The sequence below is a fragment of the Arthrobacter sp. UCD-GKA genome (assembly GCF_001863355.1).
GTDB lineage: Bacteria > Actinomycetota > Actinomycetes > Actinomycetales > Micrococcaceae > Paeniglutamicibacter.
In genome coordinates this window covers 63,333-89,618 of the sequence record NZ_MOLR01000005.1, presented here as the reverse complement: position 1 = coordinate 89,618, position 26,286 = coordinate 63,333, and the positions used below count along the sequence as shown (strand labels likewise).

Here is a 26,286-nt window from a genome sequence, read left to right as displayed (position 1 = left end):
GCCGACCGTGGCCGCGGACGCTGGGGGCGCCGCCGGTCAGAGGTTCCGCTTCGCTGAGGGTCGACGCTGGATGATCTTCGGAGCAGGTCCAGGAAACGGCAGCACCCGGGGTGCGTCCCCAACCCGGACTCCACCTGGGCACGCCGCTTCCACCAACCGTCGTCCTCGCGCCGGGAGCACTGATCGACCGACGCTGGATCGACATCATGGCCCCGGCCAATATGGGGCTGCCACTGGCTCCATCCCTCCGTTCAAAGCCCCGGAGGGTCGGATCTTCCCMACGTGGGCCGCCCGGCCTGTGGCTATTTCGCATTCACTCACAGACAAAGGACATAACGATGTCACAGTACGATGACTCGCAACCTGCGTACGGCACGTCGCTTACCAAGGCAGAGCCATTCGCAACCGAGGAGATTCCCGACGGCGAGCGCCATGGCCATTCCCGCAACCAATTCACCCTGTGGTTCGCCGCCAACATGGTGCTTGCCGTCATGGTCTCCGGATTCTTCTCCTCGATGTTCGGCCTTTCGGTGTGGCAAGGGTTGAGCGCCGTGGCAGTCGGAACCCTCTTGGGCGTTATCGTCATGGGCGTTCTGGCCGGGATCGGAACGAAGCTTGGGGTTCCGCAACAGGTGCAGGGCCGAGGCCCAATGGGCTTCTACGCCAACTTCGCGCCAATCACGCTGCTGACCATCGTTTCAGCCATCGGTTGGACGGCAGTCAACACCGTTTTCGCCGTGATCGCCCTGCGCATGCTCGTCGATGTGCCCTTCTGGCTCGCAGCGTCGCTCATTTTCGCCGTGCAATCGGTCTTCGCCATCTGGGGCCACAACCTTGTCCACCTCGTCAACAAGATCGCCACGGTGGTGCTGGCCATCCTCTTTGCCGTGATCACCGTGCTGTCAATGCGCGAGGCCGACTTCAGTGCGGCGGTCAACGTCGAGGCTCCGCTATACATGGGAAGTTTTGCCGGATGGGCAACCTTCGCAGGCTTCTTCTTCGCCTATGTGATGACCTGGACCCCGTTCGCTTCCGACTTCTCCCGCTACCTTCCGCGCAAGACCCCGCACTTCAAGGTGATGGGCTATACCGCGGCCGGAAGCTTCGTCGCCATGACCTGGCTGGGCGGCATCGGAGTGCTCGTTTCGAGTTTCGCCGGTGAGCTAGATGCGATCGCAGCGCTGGCCGAACTCACCGGTTCCTGGGCGCCGGTGGCCATGATCACCGTAGTAATTTCGACGCTGCCGGTCAGCGCCATGAACCTCTATGGCGGATCCCTGTCGCTGCTCACGATCCGCGTCCCGGTCAACCGTGTTGTCGGCGTGATCATCATTGCCGCGGTCAGCCTGTGGATCACGTTGCTGATGCAAACCAATCCCTACGGAAACTTCTACGACTTCCTCTCGGTCTTGGCGTACTTGGTCGTTCCGTTCAGCACCATCCTGCTGCTGGACTACTATTTGCGCATGCGCCGCGACCTTTCAAAGGCCGTCACCGAACTGTTCGATCGCCGTCGTTCGATCGAGTGGGGATTCGCGGCATGGCTCATCGGTTGCGTGGTCTCCTCCCTGTTCTGGAACACCAGCCTTTGGACAGGCCCGTTGGCCAACGCGTTCGTGGCTTGGGGAGATCTCGGGTTCGTCACCGGAGCCTTGGCATCGACGGCTGCGTACCTATTGCTGTACCGTCTACCCGTATTGCCCTTCATGCGCACCGCCGGCCGAGACCATGCGGCGAACGACCCCCGAACCGAAAAGGTAGAGGCCAAGTAACATGACCGGGAATTCACCGATGCGCATCGTGCAGGGGAATAGTGCACTCGTGGCCATCGACATGCAGGTGATCTTTCAGGATCCGCACAGCCAGTGGCACGTATCGACGTACGAGCAGGTGGCGTCAAGGGTCGGACGGCTCGTTTCCCGGTTCCCCTCGAACGTCATCTGGACGAGGTTCGTCAGGGACCCCGAGGAACAAGGCAGTTGGGGCGCATACTACGACCGGTGGGGATCCTGCCGGCTGGAACCCCACGCAGTTGACTGGGACCTGACCCTGTCTGTCTCCCAGCGCGACCAAGTCCTGACCCTGCCAACGTTCTCGAAGTGGGGTCCAGAGTTGGCTTCACTGACCGCCGACAACGAACACTTGATTGTATGTGGCGTCGCCACGGACTGCTGCGTGTTGTCAACGGTGATGGGTGCGGTCGACGCAGGAAAGCACGTCACCTTAGTGGCCGACGCCTGCGGCGGGGCGACTCCGGAGGCGCATGACCAGGCCATTGGCCTCATGAAGCTGCTGTCACCCATGGTTCGGGTCGTGGACACCGCGGAACTGCTGGATAGCACCAAGGCTGCGGCCCAGGCATCCGGTTAGTTCAAGAAGCAGCGGCCTAGCCTCACACGAAAGCGGCGGTGCCGGGATGAGCATTATTGGTACTTCCCGGCACCGCCGCTTTCGCGCCACATGGAGGCGGTCGCGGGCATCTGCATCCGACCGCAAGAGCCGGACACCACCACTGCGGGCGCTACGTATCGCGGTTGCCACCCAGCAACTCGCGGGCCGAGGCATACACGTGGTTTCGCATCGCGGCCTCGGCCCCGAAGTGGTCCTTGTCCTGGATCATCTGCAGCACCTGTCGGTGTTCGCCGCTGGAGGCGGAAATCCTCCGTGGATTCTCCACGGTCTTGAGCACCAATCGATGGAAGGCCAACTGGTTCATCAGCAGCCTGTAGTGCTCGACCAGCTTGGTGTTGTCGGAACCGTTGACCAAGGCCCAGTGGAACTCATGCACCAGCTGGGCGTAGCGTTCAGAATCGCGGGCCGCAGCGGCGGCCTCCGACGCTTTGACGTTCTTCTCCAAGAATTCCAGGCTCGGCGTCCTGCCCCGCCGCGCCAGCAGGCCGGCGGCCAGGCCTTCCAGGCCTTCCTTGAGCTGGAAGAGCTCGACGATTTCCCGCTTGGTTGGTTCGCGGACGTATGTGCCGACCTTTGGCCTGATTTCAATCAGACCCTCGCGCTCGAGCTGCTTCAGCGCTTCGCGCACCGGGGTCCTGCTGACATCGAACTGCTGGGCCAGGAAGATTTCCGACAACGGCTCGCCTGGAGCATAAGTTCCCCCGAGCACCAACCCCCGGATCCGGGCAAGCAATGAATCGTCCGATGGGGGAGGCGCCCCGAGGTCAGTGAGTTCCGATGTACCTTGCATACAAGAACACTACGATGCATGCAAGATCAAGTCAATCTGTGCATCAGCTTCCGAAGTAAGTTCCTGATATCGCGGGGAATTTAGGAATTTCTGCAATCCGGTTGACCGGGTATGGTGACCGGCATTACAGTCTCTAGTATGCAACAGACATTTGAAGATACTCTCGTGAACGCATGGACCTCCGCATGGGATCGCGGCGAAGTCGATGCTCTTAAATCCATCTCCAGTGACGGCTACACTCGGCACGGCAAGTCCGGCGGCTCCCCGATGAACCTGGACCAGTACCTGGATGAGATTCGTGCCATTCGCCAGGGTTTTCCGGATCTGAGCACGACCATTGATTCGATCATCGCCGACGGCGAGCGGGCGGCCATCTTCTGGACGACCACCGGCACGCACACCGAAACGTTCCTTGGTGTGCCGGCCACCGGCAAGTCCGTCGTAACCCAGGGCTCCAATCAAGTCGAATTGCGCGACGGGCTGATCCACCGAGAAACGGTCACCTGGGACGGAACCGAATTGCTCAACGCGCTCGGAATCCGTTCGCTGTCCGACGCCATCGCTGCCGAGAAGGAACAGACAGCGGAGGTCGTCGTGGTCGATCTGTCGGGGGAACCCGACCTTGACGCGATGAAGGCATTCAACCGCCAGTTCGTCACCGGTGTGACCGTGGTGACCACCATGGAAGACGGAAAGCCCAAGGGCCTTGCCGTCAACGCCTACTCCTCGATTTCCTTGGAACCGCCACTGGTCATGGTGTGCGTGCAGAAGACGTCTTCAACGTACCCGGCGTTGTTCGCTTCCACCCACCTCGGAATCAACATCCTTTCCCGCGAGCAGAAGGACACCGTTTCCACGTTCGCCTCGAAGTCGACCGACAAGTTCGCCGACATCGAGTGGCACCAGGGCCCGGAAGGCAGCCCGTTGATCGACTCTTCATCGGCCATGATCGAGGCGGAAATCCGCGAACGCTTCCAGGCCAAGACCCACACGATTTTTGTCTGCCGTGTGCGCCATGCAGAGGTTACCGACATCGAACCCATGGTCTACAAGGCAGGGCGCTTCTACGACGGGGCAAACCTCGCCTCGCTTTAGCCCTTGCCAAAGCACCACCAGCTAACGGACCGCGCGTTCCAGCGGACCAGATCAGAGAAGTAGGAGACCACTATGGTCGAGAAGACATTGGTAGAGAAACCCAGTCCGGGTCCGACTCAGCCAACTCCAGCGAGACGGCACTCGGACCTGCCCAAGGTGGGCGCCGTGTTCTGGGCGTCTCTGGTCCTTCTTGCCGGGTTCCTGCTCTGGGCCAGCATCTCCCCGGCGAGCTTGGGATACCTGATGACCAGCAGCATGGAGTGGATCACCCGCTCCGTAGGCTGGAGCTATCTGTTGGTAACGCTGGGGTGCATCGGCCTGATGATTTATCTGGGAGCGAGCCGCTACGGCAGCATCCGGCTCGGCTCGAACGACGACAGGCCGGAATTCTCCACGTGGGCCTGGCTCGCGATGATCCTGTCGGCCGTGATGGGAATCGGCCTGATCAGCTACGGCGTCGCGGAGCCGATCTCCCACTTCATGGCTCCTCCGCATGCTCTGGAAGAGCCCGAGACCATGGCTGCCGCCGTACGCGCGCTGCAATTCAGCTTCTTCGACTGGGGCCCCCACGCTTGGGCGGTTTTCGGCGTCTTCGGCCTGGCCATCGGCTACTCAACGCACCGCAAGGGGCGCCCGGGACTGGTCTCCCCCATGTTGCGCCCTGTGCTGGGGAAATTGGTGGATGGCTGGTTTGGGAAACTCGTCGATGTGTTTGCCATCCTAGCTACGCTATTCGGCACCACAACGTCGCTGGGCCTAGGTGCGGCCCAGATCGAGGAAGGGCTGAACCGGGTATTCGGACTACCAACCGGGCTCAGTGTCCAAGTCATCATCATCGCCATCATCACCGTCTTGTTCACGCTTTCGGCGCTGTCGGGGGTTAACCGCGGCATCAAGTACATAAGTCAGATCACGATGGCCCTTTCGGCTGGTCTGGCCCTATTCGTCCTGCTGATGGGACCGACCAGCTTCATCGGCAATATCTTCTTCCGGTCCATCGGCCAATATGTGAGTGACTTCTTCCAGGTTTCCCTGATCACTCCCTCCACTCCGGACGACCTTCAGTGGATGCAGTGGTGGACCTACTTCATGATGGCTTGGTGGCTCAGTTGGGGAGCCTTCGTGGGCGTTTTTCTGGCGAAAATCTCCAAGGGCCGGACCATCCGCCAGTTCGTAGCGGGCGTCCTCGGTGTCCCCAGCCTGGTGTTCTTCGCGTGGTTCACAATCTTCGGCGGAACCGCCATCAAATTCGAGATGGATGGGGCACCCATCGCAGCGCAAACGGCGGAGAACCTGAATTCGGCATTCTTTGCGATGCTCAACGAGCTGCCGCTAGTGCAGGTCACTTCCGTGATCACCATGATTCTTGTGGCGCTGTTCTTTATCTCGGGTGCCGACGCAAACACCTATGTGTTGAGCATGATGTCCAGCAAGGGACACTTGACGCCGACCCGGCCGGTGCTGACCATTTGGGGCGTACTGACCGGGGTCAGCGCCGTGCTGCTTCTCTTGGTTGGCGGTCTGGCGGCATTGCAACAGGCAGCGATGCTGTCCGCGCTGCCCTTCACCATCATCGTTGCGCTGTTGGGAGTATCGCTGACCATAGAGCTTCGGAGGGATCCGGAGTTTGACGTGTTGCGGAAGTCCAGGTTCGACTTGCGCAAGACCGTCTACGGACATAAGCAAAATCCGGAACAGTAGTCGTCACACGAACCGAACATGGAACCGCCTTGGCGGCAGCGAAAGTTGCCGCCAAGGCGGTTTCAGATGCCGCACACGTCACCCGCAGCGGCGTAGCCTCCGGGGTTCGAGATGATGCCCATCAGGAAGGGACGAACGCTTCGTCGCCGATCAAGCCCTGCCGGAGTTTGCCGGGGTAGCCGCTGAGCGGGCATCCCCTATTCCGGGCAGCACGACGTGCCCGGGGCCTCAGTGATCCGGGTGCTCGGGATGCAATTCCGAATGCGGTGCCTGCATCTGGTGCAGCAGCCGGTGGACCTCGGGGTGGGTCAGCGTCCAGCGGCGGTAGCGGCCGTCGGCACGCACGCTCACCACGCCCGCCTTGTGCAAGGTGGCCAGGGCCTGGGTGACGGTGTTCGCTCCCAGCGCCGTGGCGGCGGCCAGCTGGCTGACCGCGGAGTCCGGGGCGGCATGCATGGCGATGAGGATCTTCATTCGCGTGGCATCCGCAACCAAGGCAAAGACGTCGATCCAGTCGGGCATGTTCGGCTCCGAGGCGGCCACCGCGTCCGCCCCGATCTTGCTGTGTTCCGTTTCCGGCATGTGGTCCCCTCCTTCCCTTCGTTGCGGGCTGGTGCCCAAGCTCACCGGACCCATGCCCCGAACCCTTCATCTGTCCACCTGGACAGATGTACAGTAGGGGCGTTGCCGCATCCCGTTTGCCCGTCGGCGACCCGGATGAAAGGCCCAAACCCAAAACGTGCGAAATCCACAACGCCTGACGACGCTGGCCGTTCTTACCTCCATTCTATTGGTCGGCACCGGTTGCGCACCTGCGGCTCCCGGGACCAGCGGCGCGAAGCCCGCCCAGCCCGCGCTGTCCCTGCTCACCGCGGCCCTTCCCGAGACGCTCAATCCGCTGGCCGGATTCGACAACAACGGCACGGGCAAGATCAACGAATCCCTCTACACCCTCACCGGCTCCCCCGACCGGTTGCCGCGGATCACGCCCCTGCTGGCAGCGGACGAACCAACCGTTTCCGCCGATGCGCGCACGTGGACGGTCCCGCTGCGCGACGACGCCCGGTTCAGCGACGGAACCGCCTTTGATGCCGCGGATGTCGTGGCAAGCTACCAGGCCATCATGGATCCGGCGAGCGCCTCGCCGATCATCGGCACGCTCTCAAACGTCGTGGACGTCAAGGCCCTGGATGCGCACACCGTCGAATTCACGCTGCGCGAATCCCAGGTCTCGTTCAAGACCGCGATGCTCATCGGCATCGCCCCGTCCGAAGCCATCGAGCCCGGACAACGGGTCGAGGAATCGGCCTTGAACCGGACACCGGTGGGCACCGGACCCTWCCTGGTGGATTCGATCGGCCCCTCGCGCCTGGTCCTGGTGGCCAACGCGGAATACCGCGACGGCGAGGCCGCGCTCAAGCGCGTCACCTATGAGGCGGCCCCCGATGACAACGCCCGCGCCCAGCGCATGCTGGCCGGGGAATTCGACGGCACCGTGCTGCCCCCGCGCCTGGCGGCCACCTTCGAGGCCAATACGGCCTTCGAGCAGGTGACGGCCACTTCCGCGGATTGGCGCGGACTCTCCCTGCCGGCGGACAACCCGCTGACGTCCGACCCGAAGGTGCGCCTTGCGCTGAACCTTGCGGTGGACCGGCAGGGCCTGGTCGACGGGGTCCTGGCCGGCGCCGGGCGCCCGGCCCACACCTTTGTTCCCGCCGAGTACGGGGATGCCTTCGACCCCGCGGCCGTCTTTGCCCACGACCCGGCCCGCGCCGCCCAACTGTTGGACGAGGCCGGATGGGTTCTCGAAGCTGACTCCATGCGCTCCAAGGACGGGACCCCTGCCGCGTTCACGCTCATGTACAACCCCGGGGACCAGCTGCGCCGGGACATGTCCCTGGCGTTCTCCGCCCAGATGAAGCAGCTGGGCATCGACGTTCCGGTCGAGGCAGCAACCTTCGAGATGGCCGAGCCGCGGGTGGGCACCGATGCGATCATGCTCGGCGGCGGCGACACCCCCTACGACGTGGACACCCAGCTGTACAAGATGCTGCACTCCTCCTACCCGGCGGCCGGCGCCTACTACGACAACCCGAGCAGGTTCGCCGACCCGGCCATGGACCGGGCCCTGGAAACCGGGCGCACCACCCTGGATGAGACCAAACGCGCCGCCGCCTACCGTGAGGTTCAGCGCCGCTACGTCGAGGACCCATCCATGGTGCTGCTCGCGTTCATCGACCACACCTACATCCAGCGCACCTCCGTCTCCGAGGCCTGGACCGGCACCGGGACGCTGCTCGAACCCCACGACCACGGCACCGCGTGGGGCCCGTGGGTCAAGATCGGCCAATGGGTCCCGAAACCATGAGCACGCGCGTCCCGACGGCGGGCACGAAACGACGCCGCTCGCGTGCCGGCGAGGTCCTGACCCTGCTCGGACGCCGGGCCCTGGTGGGGGTCCCGGCCACGGCCGCAATCACCGCGGCGGTCTTCTGGCTCGCGTCCCTGGCCCCCTTCAACCCGTTGGCCCTGTACATGGGCACCCAATACGAACACGCGACCCCGGAGGCGCGCGCGCAACTGGTCGACCGGCTGGGACTCAACGACGCCTGGTACGCAATCTGGGGGCGCTGGGCTTCCGGTGCCCTGCGCGGGGACTGGGGAATCTCCCGGCTCTTCGGCCAGCCGGTGGCCCAGGTGGTTTCCGAACGCCTCCCCTACACCGCGCTGCTGGTGGGGCTCGGGCTAATGGTCGCCATTGCGCTCTCCGTGCTGCTGGCGGCGGGTGCCGCCCGGCGCCCGGGCTCCCCCGTGGACGTCCTCGGCCTGGGGCTGGTGCACCTTGCCCAGGCGATTCCGCCCTTCGTCCTGGGCCTGGTGGCCATCGCCGTCTTTGCGATCGGGCTGGGTCTGCCGGCCGGCGGCGCCTCCTCGGGAGGGGCCGACCCCACGCCCGCGGGCCTTGCCCTGCATCTGGTCCTGCCCGTGGGAGTGCTGGCGGTGACCCTGTTGCCGTGGCTGGTGCTGAACCTGCGGGCCTCGCTGCTCGAGGCGCTGGAATCCGATGCGGTGCTGGCCGCGCGCGGCCGCGGGCTCGGCGAGTCCACGGTAATGCGCAGCCACGTGCTTCCGGTGGCGTTGCTGCCGTTCATCACGGTGCTGGGTTCCCGGCTCGGCGAGCTGGTCACCGGGGCGCTGCTCATCGAGGCGGTGTTTTCCTGGCCGGGCCTGGCCTCGGCCACGGTGTCCTCGGCGACCGCTGGCGACTTCCCGCTGCTGGCCGCGGTAACCGCGCTGACCTGCGCGGCGGTCTTTGCCGGGTCTGCGCTGGCCGACGCCTGCTACCTGCTGCTTGATCCGCGGGTGGGCGATGTCTAGGCCCCGCCCGCTGCCCGTGGTGCTGCTGGGGCTTGTCCTCGCCTTCGCCGTGCTGGTTCCGTGGCTGCAACCCCTGGACCCGCGCGCGGTGGACCTGTCCGCGGTGCTCCGGGCGCCCTCCCCCGAGCATTTCTTCGGCACCGACCAGTTGGGCCGGGACGTGTGGATCCGTTCGGCCCAGGGCCTGCGCATGTCCCTGCTCCTGGCGCTGGGCGCCTCGGTGTTCTCCACGGTGCTCGGTGTGGGCGTGGGGCTGCTGGCCGCCTGGCGCGGGGGGATCGTCGACCGCCTGGCCATGCGCCTGGTGGACACGACCAACGCCCTGCCGCACCTGTTGCTGGCGGTGGTCATCGTGGCCCTGTGGCGCGGGCAATGGTGGGCGATCGTGCTGTCCATTGCCTTGACCCACTGGACGCAGGTGGCACGGATCGTGCGCTCGCGGTTGCTGGCCGAACGCACCGCGGACTACGTGCAGCTGGCCCGGGCCTCGGGTGCCCCGGCGGCAGCGATCTGGTGCACCCACCTGGTTCCCGCCGTTGCGCCGCAGGCCGCCATCGCCCTGGTGTTGCAGCTGCCCCACGCCATCTGGCATGAGAGCTCGCTCTCCTTCCTGGGCGTGGGGCTTCCACCCGAATCCGCATCGCTGGGCCTGCTGCTGGAGGATGCCCGCGGCGGGCTGCTGGCCGGGGCCTGGTGGCTGCTGGCCTTCCCCGCCGGGCTGCTGGTGCTGGTCAGCTGGTGCGCCGCTTCGCTCATCGACACCGCGGGGACTTCTCGGCGCCGCCGGCTGTCCAGGCTCTTCGGACGAGGCCCCTGCAGCGGCACGGCCGCTTCGCCGGCAGCTGCGGCCACCCGGGGCGACTCGGGAGATGCCACCTCCGCCCCGGCGATCCTGATTTCCGGCCTGGACCTCCGGCTCCCCTCGACCACCGACCCGCGGGCAAGCACGTTGGTGCTGCAGGGAATCGATTACCGGGCCGAGGCCGGGTGCATCAATGTCATCCTGGGCGCCTCGGGGGCGGGCAAGTCCCTGCTGCTGCGGACGCTGGTCGGGCTGCTGCCGGCCGGTGCCCGTTTCACGGGAAACATCGCGATCAACGGGCGGACACTGGATGCGGCAGGGCTGGCCGCCGCACGGGGCACCGGCACCGTGCTGGTGCCGGGCTCGGCCGCCACCGCGCTGAATCCGGTGCGCAAGGTTGCCGCGCAGATGCGGCAGACCCTCCGGGCCTCCGGGCGGCCGGGGTCCCCCGCCGATGTCCTGGCGGCGCTCGAGGCCGCAGCCGTAGACGGCGCGCTGGCCGGGCGCCACCCCCACGAGCTTTCCGGCGGGCAGGCCCAGCGGGTGGCCCTGGCGCTGGGCGTTGCCGTGGAGTCACGGATCCTGCTGGTGGACGAGCCCACCAGCGCATTGGATGCCGACACCGTTGGCCACATCGAAACGCTCCTGCGGTCCCGGGCTGCGGCGGGCACGACCGTCGTCATGGTCACCCACGACCTCGAGCTGGCCCGCCGGCTGGCCGACCACGTGGTGGTGCTTCGCCACGGGCGGGTCGTCGATTCCGGACCCGCCGCCGAGGTGCTGGGCGACAGTGCGCATCCGGAGACCGGCATGTTGCTGGGGGCCCCGGCGTGAGCCTGGAGTTGTGGGAAGTTTCCTTTACGCACCCCGGTGCCGACCCTGCGGCCGGGAGGCTGCTGGACCGGGTGGACCTGGCCGTGGGCGCGGGGAAAGTGGTGGGGCTCCGTGCCCCGTCGGGTGCCGGCAAGTCGACGCTGCTGCGCATTGCCGCCTTGATGGTGCCCGCGGATGCGGGAACCGTGATCATCAACGGGCGGGGCTTTGCCCCCGGCGCCCCGGTGCCGCGGGAGGTGCGCCGATCCGTGGGCGTGGTGCTGCAGTCCCCGCGCGCCGCGGCCGATCCGCGAATGCGCCTCGATGCCCTGATTAGCGCGCCGCTGTCCTTCCGCGAGGGCTGGTTGCAGCCGCGGCCGCGGCGCCACGCCGGACGCCTGGCCGAATTGGCCGAACTGGCGCAGCTGGATCCGGAGCTCCTGCACCGCTACCCGCACCAGGTCTCGGACGGGCAGCTCCAGCGGGCCATGGTGGCCCGCGCCCTGGCGCTGGACCCCGACGTGCTTCTCTGCGACGAACCCACGGCCCAGCTTGATTCCGAAAACACCGCTGCCGTCCTGGGGATGCTGGCGAACCGTGCCGCAGCGGGGGCCGCGGTCCTCATCGCCTCGCACGATACCGCCGCGCTGTCGGGGGTCGCCGACAGGATGTTGGACCTGGTGGGGATCAACCGGGCAGGAGATAGTGCCGGGCAAACCTAAACCCAGCATGCCGCCCGGCGGACAGGTCCGGGACGGGGAGACGGTTTACGGTGAATCGGGGGCCTGTTTCGAGTAGCCCCTCCGGGTCCCGGGCACCGGCCCATTGACCGCCAGGTTGGCGGGCAATGGGCGGGAACCATGCCCGGCGCCGCGGACGGGGTTGCCGATCGCCTTTACGTGGAGCATCACGTCCGCACTCAGGTTGTCGTAGAACGGAACCTCGATCCATCGCCGCACGGCACCCAGCGCGCCAAGGACAATGAAGCCGGTCAGCAGTTTGTCGGCCAACGAATGAACCACATTCGATCCCAGGACGGCCACGGACAGGGGATTGCCCATCTGGGCGAGGTTCCGGGTCGTGTGCTCCGAGGCGTGGCCGGTTCCGCCGTTGAACAGCAGGACCAGCAACGCGGTTGCGACCACCGAACAGCTGAGGGCGACCAGGACATTGAGCAACAGGTATCTGGGGAAGGTCCGGCACAGCCGGAGGCTGCGTGCCCCATACCCCCACACCAGGGCGCCGACGACGTTGACCAGCGCGAAGGCAATCGACGAGGAGTCGGTGATGCCCAGGCCAATGGCGTTCGTTGACAACCCCACGGCCACGCCCGCCCAGGGGCCAATCGCGATTGCGGCTATCGCCGTGCCCACCATGTCGAAGTAGAGCGGCAGCCCCAACCTGGCCACGAGGGTGAACCCCAGGACATTCAAGACGATACATGCCAAAATCAGCATAAACTTTCGGTCATTGGCCGGAGCCGCCTTTTCGACCATCGCGGGCCGAGGGTCCGACTGAGCCGGTTCAGGCAAGACGTACGGTTCAGGCGTCACGGCCGGTGCCGCTGGCGGGTTCCTTCTGGCGAGAAGGCACCGTTCTTCCCATTGTGCGGACTCGATTTCTGAGGCCCCCAGGACGCGGGCGATTTCGCCGACAAGATGGGGGTTGACCCGGGTCCGTCCGGTCCGGAAAGCGTCATAGACGGTGGTGCGGGCCGGACGGGCATTGCCGGCGTCCACGCCGCTGCGTTCCCGGTGGGCGGCAATGCGTCGAACGATCTCGGCGTAGGAAACGTCGCCAGCGGCGAAGCGCAATTGCTGCAGGTCCAGCGCAATTTCGTCATACGCGCCCACAGGGGCATCCACTGCGCGGGGTTGGTCAGTCATTTGGTCCTCTTCGGCCACGGGCGCGCATCCCGCGCCATGCGTCACCTGCAATCTTAGGCATCCGGCCGCCCCACTAGGAACGTTGTGACGACCTGTTCGGTTAATTCGGCCCTGTTCGGGGTTGTTCGAGAATCGGCATTTCGGGCATTTTTGCTTGCCGCGTCAGCTATGTTGATAATTGGGTGGCGGCCAACGGTCGAAAGCCAGACATCTCGATCTTGACATCTGGCCAGCGAGAGCCTCGGCCCCGCGGCATCATGGGATGTCCGGACCATCGGTATATTCCTCAATTGGAATTTAATACCAAGGCTCCACTTGGCACCCCGAAGCAGGAACCGCGGCGGTTTCAGGACGATCGCCCGTGTACTCGGCACGACCAAACTTGGGGGCGTGCCGGGTACAGGGGCCGGTCGGCAAACCCGAACCTTGCGCGCGGCGGGAGAGCACGAATTTGGCTCCCCGCGCAACCTCCCCGCGCTCCGAGTGGCGGGCTGTCGGCCTTGGCCCGTGGGGCGCACGCCCTAGTACTTGCGCAGGTTCAGTGCCTTTTGGCCCCTCAGGTGGAGGCGAAGCTCGTCAACCACGGCCATCAGGACCGCATTGATGGCCTCGGTGGAGTTCGACAGTGCCCGCACCGCGACGCCCGGGCCCGGCACCTGGCTGATGCCCAGGTGCACCGGCGTGCGCTGCGCTTCCCCCATGCGGTAGGCCAGCTCGCGGATGCGTTCGACATCCGACGCCCCGATCTTCGCATCGATGGCCAGCAGCATGCCCACGTGCGTGAAGTCCTGCAGGAAAAGCAGCGAATCCAGCGAGTCCTCCCCGGGCCGCACCAGCAGGTTGTCCAGCACCGCGACCTTGCCTCCCACGGAGACCTCGGTGCGCAGGCGCACCTCGTCGTAGCGGAAGAGCTTCCCGTCCGGGCTCCACCCGGGGGTGAGCACCTCACAGAACAGCAGGCTGGAGTCCTGGTGCATGTCCACCCGCGTGAACTGGCGGTAGCTGGCCCCGCGGTAGGCAATGAGCTGGTCGGGCACGTATTCGAGCACCGCGCCCGGCCCCAGGCGCACCACCATGTCCTGGCGGGCAAAGCTCCCCGGGGTCTTGTAGACCTTGGTCGCCGACTGGGTGGTCAGCAGCAGCGAGGTGCCCTCGTCCACCGAGACCTCGATGCCGTAGTTGTCCCCGCCCAGGTACCCGCCGCCGGGGTTCACGATGGTGTAGCAGACCTGGGCGGTGTCATCGAGGTAGTGCGGGCGCAGGATCCGCAGCGCGCCCTGGTGGTACTGCCGCGTGGCGATGGCCTTGCCGGCGCGCGTGCCCACCTGCAGGCGCAGCTCGCCGACGAGCTTGGTTCCTTCAAAGGGCGAGGGGCCCAGCTCCCGGATCGCCGGCTGTTCGGCCATTTTCGGTGCCATTGGCCCTAGCCCAGATCCAGCATCAGCACCTCGTGCTTGAGCCAGTCGATCACGGTGTCCAGTCCCTCGTCGGTCTTGAGGTTGGTGAAGCAGAACGGCTTGTCCCCGCGGAACTCCTTGGAGTCGCGTTCCATCACCGACAGGTCCGCGCCCACGTACGGGGCCAGGTCGGTCTTGTTGATGATGAACAAATCCGACTTGATCATGCCCTGACCGGCCTTGCGCGGGATCTTCTCGCCCTGGGCCACGTCGATGATGTAGACGGAGAAGTCCACCAGCTCCGGGGAGAACGTGGCCGAGAGGTTGTCTCCCCCGGATTCGACGAAGATGATCTGCAGGTCCGGGTGCTTGGCCTTCAGTTCCTCGATGGCCGCGGAGTTCATCGAGGTGTCCTCGCGGATCGCGGTGTGCGGGCAGCCGCCGGTCTCGATGCCCACGATCCGATCCAGCGGCAGCACGCCGTTGGCCGCCAGGATCTTGGCGTCCTCGATGGTGTAGATGTCGTTGGTGATCGCGGCCATCGACACTTCGTCGTTCAGCCGCCGGGTGATCCGCTCGATGAGCTGGGTCTTGCCCGCTCCCACGGGGCCTCCGATGCCAATGCAAATCGGTTCCATCATGCACTTCCTTACTGTCGTGGGTTTCGCGCCCCGCGTGTCCGTCCGGTCAGGACATGAACATGCGGGCGCGCAAGTGTTCGTGGCGCATCTGCGCTATTTCCAGGCCCGGCGCCGCCGCGCCCAGGTCTTCCTCGTCCAGGGTGAAGATCGTCTCCACGGCCGCCAGCACCGGGGTGTGCATGGCCCGCAGCACCCGCTGCCCGGCGTTCTGCCCGATCGGGATGCCGCGGATCGCGTTCTGCGTCAGCGAGGTGATGGTGGAGAACAGGTAGGCGGCCACGGTGTCGGCGCACGGGGCACCGGCACCTTTCGCGCCCAGGGCGAAGGCGATGCCCGGATGCCCGGAGCACGCCCCGGACTCCACCTGCAGGCGGTACGCTTCCAGTTCGGGCGTGGGGAAGACGCTGGTGGCCACGTGCAGCATGCGCGCACCCATCTTCACCCCGGCCTCGCGGATCTGCCGGGGCACCGCCGCGGCGGTCACCAGCGCATCGAGGCGCGCCAGCGCTTCTCCCCCGGCGGCCTCGTGGGCGAGGCGCACGGTGACTCCGTCGGTGTAGGCCAGCGACTGGGACAGGAACTTCTCCAGCCACAGCGTGAAGCTGGCCTCGTCGTGCACCGCCCGGGTGGACAGGTAGCTTTCCAGGCCCATGGAGTGGCTGAATGCGCCGGTGGGCAGCGCCGAGTCGGTCAGTTGCAGCAGCGTGAGCAGGTGCCCCGCCGCCTGCCTAGTGGGTGTGTTCGGCATGGCGGAACGGCACCGGCATCACGCGTTCCTGGCGCTGGTACGGCGTGTGGTGGTGCTTGAGGAAGTCCTCCACGGTGTGGTCGTACTGGACCACCATCACCGCCGTCCCGTAGTCGGAATCCGCGTCGAAGAACTGGGCCTGCAGGTGCCGGTTGCCCAGCGCGTGCGCGACCTGCCCCATCTCAAAGACGGATCCCGGGGCAATGACCAACACATCGGTGGGCAGCACCGAGATCGTGATGATCTCCTGCTCGTTGCGGAACAGGATGTCCCCGTCGGCCAGGTCGGGTCCCGGGGCCAGGCGGATGCCCAGCTCCCGCCCGTGGTCGGTGGTGACGCGCTGGATGCGCTTGACCAGTGCCGAAGAGGGCAGCACGACTTTTTCCTCGTGCAGCTTCGCCAGCTCGGCCTCGGGAACATCTTTCTTGTTCCCCGATAGCTGCTCGATGATCATGAAACTCCTTGGTTGTTCTCGCCGTCGGTTTAGAAGAGGAAGTAGCGCTGGGCCATGGGCAGCACGCTGGAGGGCTCGCAGGTGGCCAGCACGCCGTCGACGGTGACCTGGTAGGTCTGCGGGTCGACCTGGATGTCCGGGGTTTCCCCGTTGAACTTCATGTCTGCCTTGGTCAGCGAGCGGATTCCCGACACCGGGCGGATGACCTTGCGCAGCCGCAGGCGCTCGGGAACGCCCTCCTCGATCGCGGCCTGGGACAGGAAGGTGATCGAGGAGTGGTGCACCGCTGTGCCCAGCGCACCGAAGTTCTCGCGCAGCGTGCGCGGCTGCGGGGTGGGGATCGAGCCGTTCGCGTCGCCCATCAGCGACTGCACGATCAACCCGCCCTTGATCACCATGTCCGGCTTCACGCCGAAGAACGCGGGATCCCAGAGCACCAGGTCGGCGAACTTGCCTTCCTCGATGCTGCCGATGGAATCGGCGATGCCGTGGGCGATGGCCGGGTTGATGGTGTACTTCGCCACGAAGCGCTTGATCCGGAAGTTGTCCCCGACCTCCGGGTCGCCCTCCAGCTTGCCGCGCTGGCGCTTCATGGCGTCGGCGACCTGCCAGGTGCGCAGCACCGTCTCCCCGACGCGGCCCATGGCCTGGGAATCGGAGGAGGTCATGGAGAACACGCCCAAGTCATGCAGGACGTCCTCCGCGGCGATGGTCTCGGCGCGGATGCGCGAGTCGGCAAAGGCCACGTCCTCGGGGATGTCCGCGTTGAGGTGGTGGGCCACCATGAGCATGTCCAGGTGCTCGTCCACGGTGTTGTTCGTGTACGGCAGGGTGGGGTTGGTGGAGGCCGGCAGCACGTTGGGCAGGCCCGCCATGCGGATGATGTCAGGTGCGTGCCCGCCGCCCGCGCCCTCGGTGTGGAAGGTGTGGATGACGCGTCCGTCGATGGCCGCAATGGTGTCCTCGACGAAGCCGCACTCATTCAGGGTGTCGGCGTGGATGGCGATCTGCACGTCGAATTCGTCGGCGATCTTCAGGGAGTTGTCGATCGAGGAATGGGTTGCTCCCCAGTCCTCGTGGATCTTCAGGCCGATGGCTCCGGCCCTGATCTGCTCGGCCAGCGGTGCTCGCGCGCTGGCATGGCCCTTGCCCAGGAAGCCGATGTTCATCGGCAGGTTTTCCACGGCCTGCAGCATCCGGGCAATGTGCCACGGGCCGGGGGTCACGGTGGTCGCCTTGGAGGCGTCGGAGGGCCCGGCGCCGCCGCCGATCATGGTGGTGACGCCGGAGGCCAGCGCCACCGGGATCTGGTCGGGGCTCACGAAGTGGATGTGGGTGTCGATCGCGCCGGCGGTGAGGATCTTGTGCTCGCCGGCAATGATGTCGGTGGCCGCACCGATGGTGATGTTGACCCCGTTGGTGATGTCCGGGTTGCCGGCCTTGCCGATCTTGAAGATGTGCCCGTCGCGCAGGGCCACGTCGGCCTTGTAGATGCCGGTGTAGTCCAGCACCACCACGTTGGTGATGACGGTGTCCGGGATGTCCTGGTCGCGGGTCAGCTGTCCGTTTTGGCCCATGCCGTCGCGGATGACCTTGCCGCCGCCGAAGACGACCTCGTCGCCGTAGTTGGTGTAATCGTGCTCGATCTCGGCCAGCAGCTCGGTGTCTGCCAGGCGAATGGCGTCCCCGGTGGTCGGACCGTACATTTCCGCATAGTGCTTGCGGCTCATCTCGAAGCTCATGCCTGGTCTTCCTCCTTCGTCTCGTCCTTCGAAGCCGACTCGGCTTCCGCCTTTTCGCTTTCTTCGGTGGCGCGGCGCACCTCGTCGGGGTGCGGCGGCAGGGATTCGTCGACATCGTCGACGCCGAAGTCGGTGTGGAAGCCGACCGATTCGCGGCCCAGGTTCGGCAGGTCGATGTCGTAGTCGGAAATGATTTCCGCTTCGGTCACCGGGTTGATGCCGGCGGAACCGCCAATGGCCTCGGTTTCGACCGCGGGGATGGTTTCGCCCAGCGGCCCGTTCACGCGGTCCTGGAATCCGTAGACGTGGCGGCGGCCGGCGAATTCGACCAGGTGGACGGTCTTGGCGTCCCCGGGCTCGAAACGCACCGCGGTGCCGGCGGGAATGTCCAGGCGGAAGCCTCGAGCGGCGACCCGGTCCAGGTCCAGCTGCGGGTTGACCTCGGCGAAGTGGTAGTGCGATCCGACCTGGATGGGGCGGTCCCCGTGGTTGACCAGGTTCAGGATTCGGGTTTCGAGCTCCGAATTGCAGAGCACGGGCTCGTCACGCAGGATGTATTCTCCCGGTTTCATGGTCTTCTCTCCCTTATGCCTAGCGAATCGGATTGTGGACGGTGACCAGCTTGGTTCCGTCGGGGAAGGTCGCTTCGACCTGCACGTCGGGAATCATGTCGGCGACCCCCTCCATGACCTGCTCGCGGGTCAGGATCGTGGTTCCGTAGCTCATCAGGTCGGCCACCGTGCGCCCGTCCCGGGCACCTTCAATGAGTTCGTAGGTAATGATGGCGACGGACTCGGGGTGGTTGAGCAGCAGTCCGCGGGATTGCCGGCGGCGCGCCAAATCGGCGGCAACAACCACCATGAGTTTTTCGTGCTCACGCGGGGTCAAATGCATCTAGGGCTCCAGTTCTCAACAGCGGTAATAATAAACGCCACCCGTTATCTTCAACCGGCGGGCAGATGCGCCGGGAGGTCCGTGGATATCGCAAGAATAGCAGAAGAAAACCGGCAATCAGCCGCCGATTCGGGCGGCGCGCCAGCACCGTGGTCCACCCGTGGTTCCCCGTTTACGGGCGGCGGCCCCGCCAAGGCACCCAATCCGGTGCTGACCTAGGCTTAAGCCACGCGTCCCGCGGTTTCCACCCTTGGTGAAACCCGCGGGACGCGTGGCTTTGGCCCGGCGGCCCGGACGGCCTTAAAGCCCCAGTTCGTCCTTGCCGAAGGCGAAGAGGTACGGCACCCCGGCCTCGGCCTCGATGCGCTCCTTGGAACCGGTGTCGCGGTCAACGATCACTGCCACGGCAACGACGTTGCCGCCGGCCTTGCGGACGCCCTCGACGGCGGCCAGCGCGGATCCGCCGGTGGTCGAGGTGTCTTCCAGAACGACGACGTTGCGGCCCTCGACCGAGGGCCCCTCGACCTGGCGGCCCATGCCGTAGGACTTCTGTGCCTTGCGCACCACGAACGCGTCGATCGCACGTCCGTTGTGTCCGGCGGCGTGCATCAGTGCGGTGCCCACCGGATCGGCGCCCATGGTCAGGCCTCCGGCGTTCGTGAAGTCGATGCCTGCCGCATCGAGCATGTCGAGCATGACCTGGCCGACCAGCGGCGCGGCCTCGTGGTGCAGGGTGATGCGGCGAAGATCGATGTAGTAGTCGGCCTCCTTGCCGGAGGAAAGGATGACCTTGCCGTGGACCACGGCGAGTTCCTTGATGAGTTCGAGCAGGCGTGCGCGGGCAGCAGTGTTGGTCATGGACCCAATTCTAGTTTGGAGTTCGGCCCTCCGGCGTTCGCCATGCCCGCATGCCCCCTGGCCCGTGAGGTCCGCGCCGCGGCCCGTCCGGACCGGCGGTGCCGCGATCCTGCTACAGACAGGCAGGTGGTCCCGGGGTTAGGGTGGGGACATGACCGATTCTCGCCCTTTGGGTTACTGGCTTAAATTGGTTGACTCGCTCATTTCCGAGCAGTTCGCCAACTCCCTCGAAGAGCACGGCGTCACGCGCCGGCAATGGCAATTACTCAATGTCCTCTCGCTGGGACCGGCCACCGGCGGGGAGCTCACCGCGGCCCTCGCCCCGTTCTTCGGCGAGGCACAGGCCGAGGACGAGCCGACCAGCCCGTCCGAGCATCTGGCCGAGCTGGTTGAGTCGGGCTGGATTGCCGAAGAAGGGCACACCTTCACGCTCACCGAGCGCGGAGCGGTGTCGCTGGACCGGCTGACCGAGATCGTCGACGAGATGCGCGAGGAGTCCAGCTCGGGAATCAGCACCGAGGAGTACGCCACCACCGTCGAATCCCTGAAGAAGATGGCCGTGAACCTCGGCTGGGATCCGGACAAGCCTCCAGCCGATGTCTAGGTAAACACCCCGCGGCCTCGTCGCGGGGACGGGATAGGCTTGGGGCATGCGCGAACTACAGGCCGTCATCATCAAGGAAATGGGTGTCAAGCCCCGGATCGATCCCGCCGCGGAGGTCCGTGCACGCATTGATTTCCTCAAGGAGTACCTCGTTGCCACGCACACCCATGGGTTTGTGCTGGGCATTTCCGGAGGGCTGGACTCCACCCTGGCCGGGCGCCTGGCCCAGCTCGCCGCCGAGGAATTGCGCGCGGCGGGAACCGATGCCAAGTTCGTGGCCGTGCGGCTTCCCTACGGCACCCAGCTCGACGAAGACGATGCCCAAGCCGCCCTGGACTTCGTGGCCGCCGACGTCGAGCGGACCTTCAACGTCAAGGCCGGAGTCGACGGCCTCGAATCCGCCTTCCACAAGGCCGTGGGCACCCCCGTCTCCGATTTCAACAAGGGCAACATCAAGGCGCGCATGCGCATGATCGCCCAGTACACCCTTGCCGGCGAGGACAACCTGCTGGTCATCGGCACCGACCACGGTGCCGAATCGGTTACCGGCTTCTTCACGAAGTTCGGGGACGGCGGAGCGGACCTCCTGCCGCTATTCGGACTGAACAAGCGGCAGAACCGCGAGTTGCTGCGGCACCTGGGCTCGCCTCGGCAATTGTGGGAAAAGGTCCCCACGGCAGACCTGCTCGACGGGCAGCCGCTGCGCACCGACGAGGACGAGCTGGGCATCACCTACGAGAACATCGACGACTACCTTGAAGGTCGCGAGATCCCCCAGGACGCGGCGCAGAACATCGAGTCGAAGTTCCTGCGTTCGCGCCACAAGCGCACCACCCCGGTCACCAGCCTTGACTCGTGGTGGAAGAGCTAGGACGACCCTTGACTTCGCAACGGATTGAGCCAGTGGAAAACACGGCGAACGACCCGGCATCGAGCCCCGACCCCGCCGAGGCCGAAACTCCGACAGAAGAATTTCCGGAGCCAACCGGCGAGCTGGTCCAGCCAATCATCTTGCTGGTGGACCGCGAGGAACCCTGTCCGGAGGACGAGGGCATTGCCGTGGCGGCATTGGCCTCGGTCAGCGCGCTGCTGGCCAATCCCCGACACCCGTATTGGCGACCCTGGGCGCAGGGCGCCTTTGCCAAGAGCGTCCGCCGGGCGGACGCCAAGATGTTTGCCAAGGTTGCCGGTGAGTTCCCTGCCCATGTCATGGCCGAGGTCGGGTCCGCTCGGGCCATGGGGTTTGCCCCGATGCAGGCCGACTCGCTGCCCAAGCGCCTGGCCAAGCTCCAGGTCTCGGGAACCACGCTGCCGCCGGGCGAGCCGATGGATTCCACGACGGTGCGCATTGCGCTGAACGATTCGCTGGGGATGAGCACCGGGAAGGCCGCCGCCCAGGCGGCCCACGCCCTGTTCGCCTGGGTCCTGGAGGGAAACCCGGAGGAGCTGGACGCCTGGCGGGACTCCGGCTGCCCGTTGTCGATCCAGCGGCTGGACGCCAAGGCATTCCGGAAGAACGCCCGCGCGGCAGGCGGTCCGGTGATCCATGATGCCGGCCGGACCGAGATCACCCCGGGGTCGGCTACCGCCTTCGTCAGTGTGGGTTGACGAACGCCGAGTGTCCGGTGACGGCCCGGCCAACGATCAATGAATTGATCTCGTAGGTTCCTTCGTAGGTGTAGAGGATCTCCACGTCCCCGAAGAGCTTGGCCATCTCGTAGTCGCTGGTGACGCCGTTGCCTCCCAGCAGCGCGCGGCCCTTGGCTGCCGATTCGCGGGCCAGGCGGGTGGTGGTCGACTTCGCCATGGCGGCCTGGACCATTTCGAGTTGCCCGGTTCCCTGGATCCTTGCCACGTCCGCCATGAGGGAAAGGCTGGCCATGGCGTTGCCCAGGATTTCCGCCAGCGGCAGCTGCACCAGTTGGAACCCGGCAATGGGCGATCCGAACTGCGTGCGCGCCAGCGCATAGTCGCGCGCGATGTCGAAAATCCCCAGTTGCACGCCGGCCGCCTGCCAGCCGACCCAGGCCCGCGAATGCTTCAGCAGTTCGTTGGCCGCAGCGAAGTTCTTGGCCCCCGGAAGCCTGTTGCCTTCGGGCACCCGCACCGAGTCCAGCGTGATGTCGGCGTTCTGCATGATCCGCAGGCCGATCTTGTTGCTGATCTTGGTGGTGCTGAACCCGGGGCGGTCCGATTCGACGATGAAGGCCTTGATCTCGTTGTCCGTGGTGTCCCTGGCCCAGACCAGGGAAAAGTCCGCCATGGAGGCCGCACCGATCCAGCGCTTGGCGCCGCTGATGACCCATTCATCGCCCTCGCGGGTGGCGGTGGTGGACAGTCCCCCGGCGATGTCCGAACCGTGGTCGGGCTCGGTCAGGGCGAAGGCGCCCAGCGCGCTGAAACGGGCCAGTGCGGGCAGCCAGGTCGTTTTTTGCTCCGGCGACCCCAATGCCTCGATCATGCCGACGATCAATTCGTTGTGGATGCCGATCAGGGCCGAGAGTGAAACATCCGCGCGGGCGGCCTCGACGTACACAAGTCCCTTGAACAGTTCGCTGCTGCCTTCAAGTTCGATTCCCCCAAGGCCGTATTCGGCCATCTCGCGCAGCAGGTGGTGCGGGAATTCCTCGCGGTTCCAGTAGTCGAGGGATTCGGGACGCACCCGTTCCTGCAGGAAGGCGCGGATGCCCCGCAAGCGGGTTCGTTCGCCCGGTTCCAGCAGCTGCCAAATGTGCATCAAGTCCACATCGGGAAACGGCAGCTCCTTGGCGTACGGCTCGTGGCCGGTTTCGGTGAGTGATGTGCAGGTCTCGCTCAGTGGCATGAGAGGGGTTACTCCTGGTCCGGTGAAATGGTTGGCTCGATGTTTGCAAGCCCTTCCAAACGCTTGGATATCAAAGTATATTTGCAAGTGATCCGAATCACTAGGGCTTCCTACTAATTGGGGCCCGACGAAAGGACGGCAATGACCGTAACCGAAGAATTCCGTGCGGCCCGCGATCGGCTCCTGGAGCTGCGCACCGACTACGCCGGCGCCCTGGCGGAGTTCCGCTGGCCGGAGTTCACCGAGTTCAACTTCGGTCTCGACTGGTTCGATGCGGTCGCCAGGGATCCCGCCCGTGTCGACTCCAATGCCCTGGTCATTGTCGAGAAGGACGGCTCCTCGACCCGCCGCACCTGGGCCGAGCTCTCGGCCCGCTCAGGCCAGGTCGCCAACTGGATGCGCTCGATCGGTATGAAGCGCGGCGAAAAGATGATCGTCATGCTGGGGAACCGCGTGGAACTCTGGGAAATCATGCTCGCCGGCATCAAGCTCGGCATGGTCATGATCCCCACCACCACGCAAATGACCCCCGCGGACCTGCAGGACCGGGTCGATCGCGGCGAGGCACGCTGGGCATTGGCCGGAACCGGGGACACCCAAAAATTCGGCAAGCTCACCGGCACCTTCACGGTCATCCACGTCGATGGCAACGCACCGTCCGGCGCCCTCGACTACACCGAAAGCTCCGGTCACCCGACGGAATTCGTTCCCGAGGTTCCCACCCGGGCCGACGAAACCCTGCTGCTGTATTTCACCTCCGGCACCACCTCCAAGGCCAAGCTGGTTGAGCACACCCACACCTCCTATCCGGTCGGCCACCTGAGCACGATGTTCTGGATCGGGCTGGAACCAGGGGACGTGCACCTGAATGTCGCGTCCCCTGGCTGGGCCAAGCACGCCTGGAGCAACTTCTTCGCCCCCTGGATCGCCGAGGCGACCGTCTTCCTCTACAACTACGACCGCTTCGACGCCAAGGCGCTCATGGCCCAGATGGACGCCGAATCCGTCACGAGCTTCTGTGCGCCTCCCACGGTGTGGCGCCTGCTCATCCAAGCCGACCTCACGGCACTGAAGAACCCTCCCGCCAAGCTCGTCTCGGCCGGCGAGCCGCTGAACGCCGAGGTCATCGACCAGGTCAACCGCGCCTGGGGGCAAACGATCCGCGACGGTTTCGGGCAAACCGAAACCACCGTGCAGATCGCCAACCCACCGGGGCTGCCGATCAAGATCGGCGCCATGGGCCGCCCCATGCCCGGCTACGACGTGGTCCTCATCGACCCCGCCACGGGGGAAGCCGGCAGCGAGGGGGAAATCTGCCTGCGGCTGGATCCGCGCCCGCTGGGGCTGATGAAGTCGTACTACGGGGACGCGGAAAAGACCGCGGAGGCCTTCCGCGACGGCGTTTACCACACCGGGGACATGGCCGAGATGGATGAACAGGGCGTCATCACCTATGTGGGGCGCGGGGATGACGTATTCAAGTCCAGCGACTACAGGCTCAGCCCCTTCGAGCTCGAGTCGGTGCTGATCCAGCACCCCGCGGTGGCCGAGGCAGCGGTGGTCCCGTCCCCCGATGCGCTGCGGCTCTCCGTCCCCAAGGCGTTCGTTGTCGCCGCCGAGGGGTACGCGCCCTCGGCGGAACTGGCGGAAAGCATCCTGCGCCATTGCCGGGAAAACCTGGCACCCTACAAGCGGATCCGCCGCCTGGAGTTCGCCGATCTTCCCAAGACCATCTCCGGGAAGATCCGCCGGGTGGAGCTGCGGCGCAACGAAGTGGCACGCCACGAAGACTCCGGCGGCCTTGAGACCCAGGGCCTCGAGTACCGCGACGACGATTTCCCGTCCCTGAAATCCTGATCCCCACGTGGGCTTGGATATGCTGGGGCACGAGTTCTATCCGGAGGGAAAATTGAGCCAGCCACTATCGCGCGACCCGATCTTGGAAGCGCAACGCAATTGGGAACGCCACGGGTGGCAGGACGTCGCCGAGCCCATGGCGGCGATCACCGCCCTGATGCGGACGCAACAGATCCTTTTGCAGCGCGCCGAAACGGTGCTCAAGCCCTTCGGACTCACCTTCGCCCGCTACGAGATGCTCGCCCTGCTCAGCTTCACCCGCGACGGCGCGCTGGCCATGAACAGGGCCAGCGCGCTGCTCCAGGTCCATGCCACTTCCGTGACCAACGCCGTGGACCGTCTGGAGCGCGCCGGGCTGGTGGCCCGCACCAAGCACCCCACCGACAAGCGCACCACGCTCATCGCTCTGTCCCCTCAGGGCCGCGAGCTGGCCGCTGCCGCCACGAGGGAACTGAACGCCACGGTCTTCGCCGACTCGGGTTTTTCGGACCGGGACATCTCCACCTTGATCAGGATCTTCTCCAAGTTCCGCCGGGATGCCGGGGACTTTGCGTCGGAGGCTCCCGGCCCCGAGTAAGCAGGATTGCCCCTTGCTCCTCGTTCGCGTCCCCGCATTGACGGGGGGTCGAAGGCTCTCCCGCGCCTAGACACCGACGAGCTCGGAGGCGCCCAGCACGCCGTCGCGCATGGTGGCCACCGAATCGGTGAGCGAGATGAATTCGGTGTCGTGCGTGACCATGACCGTCGCAACCGAGAATTCGCGGGTCACCTCGGCCAGCAGCCGCACGATCGATTCGCTGCGTGCATGGTCCAGCGCCGCGGTGGGCTCGTCGACCAGCAGCACCTTCGGGGAGCCCATCAGGGCACGGGCAATGTTCACGCGCTGGCGCTGTCCGCCGGAGAGCTGGTGCGGGCGCTTCGTGGCGCTGTCTTCCAGCCCCACGACTTCAAGCAGTTCCAGGGCACGGGCCTTGGCGGGCTTCAGGGGCTTGCCGCGCAGGTGGTCGGAGATCATCAGCTGCTCGAGGGCGGTCAGCGAGGCCAGCAGGTTGGGCTGCTGGAAGATGATGCCCACCTTCTCGCGGCGCAGCGTGGTCATTTCAGTGTCGTTAAGGTCGCTGGCGGTGGTGCCGTCGATAATGACCAGCCCGCTGGTGGGACGGATCAGGGTTGCGGCGACGGCCAGCAGCGAGGACTTGCCGGAGCCCGAGGGGCCGATCAGCGAGAGCATCTGTCCGCCTCCCACACCCAGGTTCACCGAGTCCAGCGCCTTGATGGTGCCCTGGCCATCCGGGTATTGAAGGGTCAGGTCGATCAGTTGCAGGGGCATGGTGGTGGTTGCGGCAGGCCGGGTTGGTTCTGGGGTGGTCATGGGATTCCTTTGCGCGGG

The 26,286-nt window shown here is 65.7% G+C and carries 25 protein-coding genes and 1 pseudogene; 13 read left to right on the top strand and 13 right to left on the bottom strand.

Going from position 1 to position 26,286, the window contains the following annotated elements:
- Positions 1-338: 338 nt before the first annotated feature.
- Positions 339-1,772, top strand: a complete 1,434-nt coding sequence (locus BLJ79_RS10105) for a purine-cytosine permease family protein (protein WP_071214623.1) — start codon at positions 339-341, stop codon at positions 1,770-1,772.
- A gap of 1 nt (position 1,773) precedes the next feature.
- Positions 1,774-2,370: a cysteine hydrolase family protein gene (locus tag BLJ79_RS10100; RefSeq protein WP_071214622.1), complete on the top strand. Its 597-nt coding sequence runs from the start codon at positions 1,774-1,776 to the stop codon at positions 2,368-2,370.
- A gap of 151 nt (positions 2,371-2,521) precedes the next feature.
- Here BLJ79_RS10100 and BLJ79_RS10095 read toward each other — a convergent pair whose 3' ends face one another.
- A complete protein-coding gene (locus BLJ79_RS10095) occupies positions 2,522-3,202 on the bottom strand; it encodes a GntR family transcriptional regulator (RefSeq protein ID WP_071214621.1) in 681 nt (226 codons plus the stop codon).
- A gap of 165 nt (positions 3,203-3,367) precedes the next feature.
- On the opposite strand from BLJ79_RS10095, the gene BLJ79_RS10090 reads away from it, so the two are divergent.
- Both BLJ79_RS10090 and BLJ79_RS10085 read left to right on the top strand, forming a co-directional pair.
- On the top strand, positions 3,368-4,297 hold the full coding sequence (locus BLJ79_RS10090; RefSeq protein ID WP_286135337.1) for a flavin reductase: 930 nt from the start codon (positions 3,368-3,370) through the stop codon (positions 4,295-4,297).
- Positions 4,298-4,369: 72 nt separating this feature from the next.
- Positions 4,370-5,998: a BCCT family transporter gene (locus BLJ79_RS10085; protein WP_071214619.1), complete on the top strand. Its 1,629-nt coding sequence runs from the start codon at positions 4,370-4,372 to the stop codon at positions 5,996-5,998.
- 228 nt (positions 5,999-6,226) lie between these two features.
- Here BLJ79_RS10085 and BLJ79_RS10080 read toward each other — a convergent pair whose 3' ends face one another.
- On the bottom strand, positions 6,227-6,580 hold the full coding sequence (locus BLJ79_RS10080) for an ArsR/SmtB family transcription factor (protein WP_071214618.1): 354 nt from the start codon (positions 6,578-6,580) through the stop codon (positions 6,227-6,229).
- A gap of 157 nt (positions 6,581-6,737) precedes the next feature.
- Here BLJ79_RS10080 and BLJ79_RS10075 point away from each other — a divergent pair, with 157 nt between their 5' ends.
- From BLJ79_RS10075 to BLJ79_RS10060, 4 genes are read left to right on the top strand one after another with little or no spacing between them, the layout of a single operon-like run.
- Entirely contained in the window at positions 6,738-8,366 is a 1,629-nt protein-coding gene (locus BLJ79_RS10075) for an ABC transporter substrate-binding protein (RefSeq protein WP_139194817.1), read from the top strand.
- Positions 8,363-9,376: an ABC transporter permease gene (locus BLJ79_RS10070; protein WP_083411186.1), complete on the top strand. Its 1,014-nt coding sequence runs from the start codon at positions 8,363-8,365 to the stop codon at positions 9,374-9,376. The genes BLJ79_RS10075 and BLJ79_RS10070 overlap by 4 nt, the downstream gene beginning before the upstream one ends.
- A complete protein-coding gene (locus tag BLJ79_RS10065; protein WP_139194816.1) occupies positions 9,369-11,012 on the top strand; it encodes an ABC transporter permease subunit in 1,644 nt (547 codons plus the stop codon). Before BLJ79_RS10070 ends, BLJ79_RS10065 begins: the two co-directional genes overlap by 8 nt.
- Complete coding sequence (locus BLJ79_RS10060; protein WP_175475450.1) at positions 11,009-11,713, top strand: ABC transporter ATP-binding protein; 705 nt, start codon at positions 11,009-11,011, stop codon at positions 11,711-11,713. The genes BLJ79_RS10065 and BLJ79_RS10060 overlap by 4 nt, the downstream gene beginning before the upstream one ends.
- Before the next feature lie 45 nt (positions 11,714-11,758).
- Here BLJ79_RS10060 and BLJ79_RS10055 read toward each other — a convergent pair whose 3' ends face one another.
- From BLJ79_RS10055 to pyrE, 9 genes and pseudogenes are all read right to left on the bottom strand, one after another.
- On the bottom strand, positions 11,759-12,877 hold the full coding sequence (locus BLJ79_RS10055; protein ID WP_139194815.1) for an ECF transporter S component: 1,119 nt from the start codon (positions 12,875-12,877) through the stop codon (positions 11,759-11,761).
- Positions 12,878-13,398: 521 nt separating this feature from the next.
- Complete coding sequence (locus BLJ79_RS10050) at positions 13,399-14,283, bottom strand: urease accessory protein UreD (protein ID WP_071214877.1); 885 nt, start codon at positions 14,281-14,283, stop codon at positions 13,399-13,401.
- Positions 14,284-14,300: 17 nt separating this feature from the next.
- Entirely contained in the window at positions 14,301-14,915 is a 615-nt protein-coding gene (gene ureG, locus BLJ79_RS10045; RefSeq protein WP_071214615.1) for an urease accessory protein UreG, read from the bottom strand.
- A gap of 46 nt (positions 14,916-14,961) precedes the next feature.
- On the bottom strand, positions 14,962-15,663 hold the full coding sequence (locus tag BLJ79_RS10040) for an urease accessory protein UreF (RefSeq protein WP_071214614.1): 702 nt from the start codon (positions 15,661-15,663) through the stop codon (positions 14,962-14,964).
- Positions 15,644-16,117, bottom strand: coding sequence for an urease accessory protein UreE (ureE, locus tag BLJ79_RS10035; RefSeq protein WP_071214613.1), 474 nt, complete (start codon positions 16,115-16,117; stop codon positions 15,644-15,646). Before ureE ends, BLJ79_RS10040 begins: the two co-directional genes overlap by 20 nt.
- A gap of 29 nt (positions 16,118-16,146) precedes the next feature.
- Positions 16,147-17,859, bottom strand: a complete 1,713-nt coding sequence (gene ureC, locus BLJ79_RS10030) for an urease subunit alpha (protein WP_071214612.1) — start codon at positions 17,857-17,859, stop codon at positions 16,147-16,149.
- Positions 17,860-18,128: 269 nt separating this feature from the next.
- Positions 18,129-18,431 (bottom strand): annotated as a pseudogene (locus tag BLJ79_RS23710) (urease subunit beta); the annotation flags it as partial.
- 19 nt (positions 18,432-18,450) lie between these two features.
- Complete coding sequence (locus tag BLJ79_RS10020) at positions 18,451-18,753, bottom strand: urease subunit gamma (protein ID WP_071214610.1); 303 nt, start codon at positions 18,751-18,753, stop codon at positions 18,451-18,453.
- Positions 18,754-19,053: 300 nt separating this feature from the next.
- Positions 19,054-19,611: an orotate phosphoribosyltransferase gene (gene pyrE, locus BLJ79_RS10015; protein WP_071214609.1), complete on the bottom strand. Its 558-nt coding sequence runs from the start codon at positions 19,609-19,611 to the stop codon at positions 19,054-19,056.
- 151 nt (positions 19,612-19,762) lie between these two features.
- Here pyrE and BLJ79_RS10010 point away from each other — a divergent pair, with 151 nt between their 5' ends.
- From BLJ79_RS10010 to BLJ79_RS10000, 3 genes are read left to right on the top strand one after another with little or no spacing between them, the layout of a single operon-like run.
- Positions 19,763-20,215 (top strand): MarR family winged helix-turn-helix transcriptional regulator, encoded by a 453-nt coding sequence (locus tag BLJ79_RS10010; RefSeq protein ID WP_071214608.1) that lies wholly within the window; start codon positions 19,763-19,765, stop codon positions 20,213-20,215.
- Positions 20,216-20,261: 46 nt separating this feature from the next.
- Positions 20,262-21,086 carry an NAD(+) synthase gene (nadE, locus tag BLJ79_RS10005; RefSeq protein WP_071214607.1) on the top strand — a complete coding sequence of 275 codons (825 nt, stop codon included), beginning with the start codon at positions 20,262-20,264 and terminating at the stop codon, positions 21,084-21,086.
- Positions 21,087-21,118: 32 nt separating this feature from the next.
- Positions 21,119-21,823: a peptidyl-tRNA hydrolase gene (locus BLJ79_RS10000; RefSeq protein WP_071214606.1), complete on the top strand. Its 705-nt coding sequence runs from the start codon at positions 21,119-21,121 to the stop codon at positions 21,821-21,823.
- Here the strand turns inward: BLJ79_RS10000 and BLJ79_RS09995 are convergent.
- Complete coding sequence (locus BLJ79_RS09995; protein WP_286135365.1) at positions 21,810-22,952, bottom strand: acyl-CoA dehydrogenase family protein; 1,143 nt, start codon at positions 22,950-22,952, stop codon at positions 21,810-21,812. The genes BLJ79_RS10000 and BLJ79_RS09995 overlap by 14 nt on opposite strands.
- Before the next feature lie 228 nt (positions 22,953-23,180).
- Here BLJ79_RS09995 and BLJ79_RS09990 point away from each other — a divergent pair, with 228 nt between their 5' ends.
- On the top strand, positions 23,181-24,896 hold the full coding sequence (locus BLJ79_RS09990) for an AMP-binding protein (protein ID WP_071214605.1): 1,716 nt from the start codon (positions 23,181-23,183) through the stop codon (positions 24,894-24,896).
- A 52-nt stretch (positions 24,897-24,948) separates the two neighbouring features.
- Positions 24,949-25,473 carry a MarR family winged helix-turn-helix transcriptional regulator gene (locus tag BLJ79_RS09985; protein WP_139194814.1) on the top strand — a complete coding sequence of 175 codons (525 nt, stop codon included), beginning with the start codon at positions 24,949-24,951 and terminating at the stop codon, positions 25,471-25,473.
- 66 nt (positions 25,474-25,539) lie between these two features.
- Here BLJ79_RS09985 and BLJ79_RS09980 read toward each other — a convergent pair whose 3' ends face one another.
- Positions 25,540-26,268, bottom strand: coding sequence for an ABC transporter ATP-binding protein (locus BLJ79_RS09980; RefSeq protein WP_071214603.1), 729 nt, complete (start codon positions 26,266-26,268; stop codon positions 25,540-25,542).
- Positions 26,269-26,286: the final 18 nt, after the last annotated feature.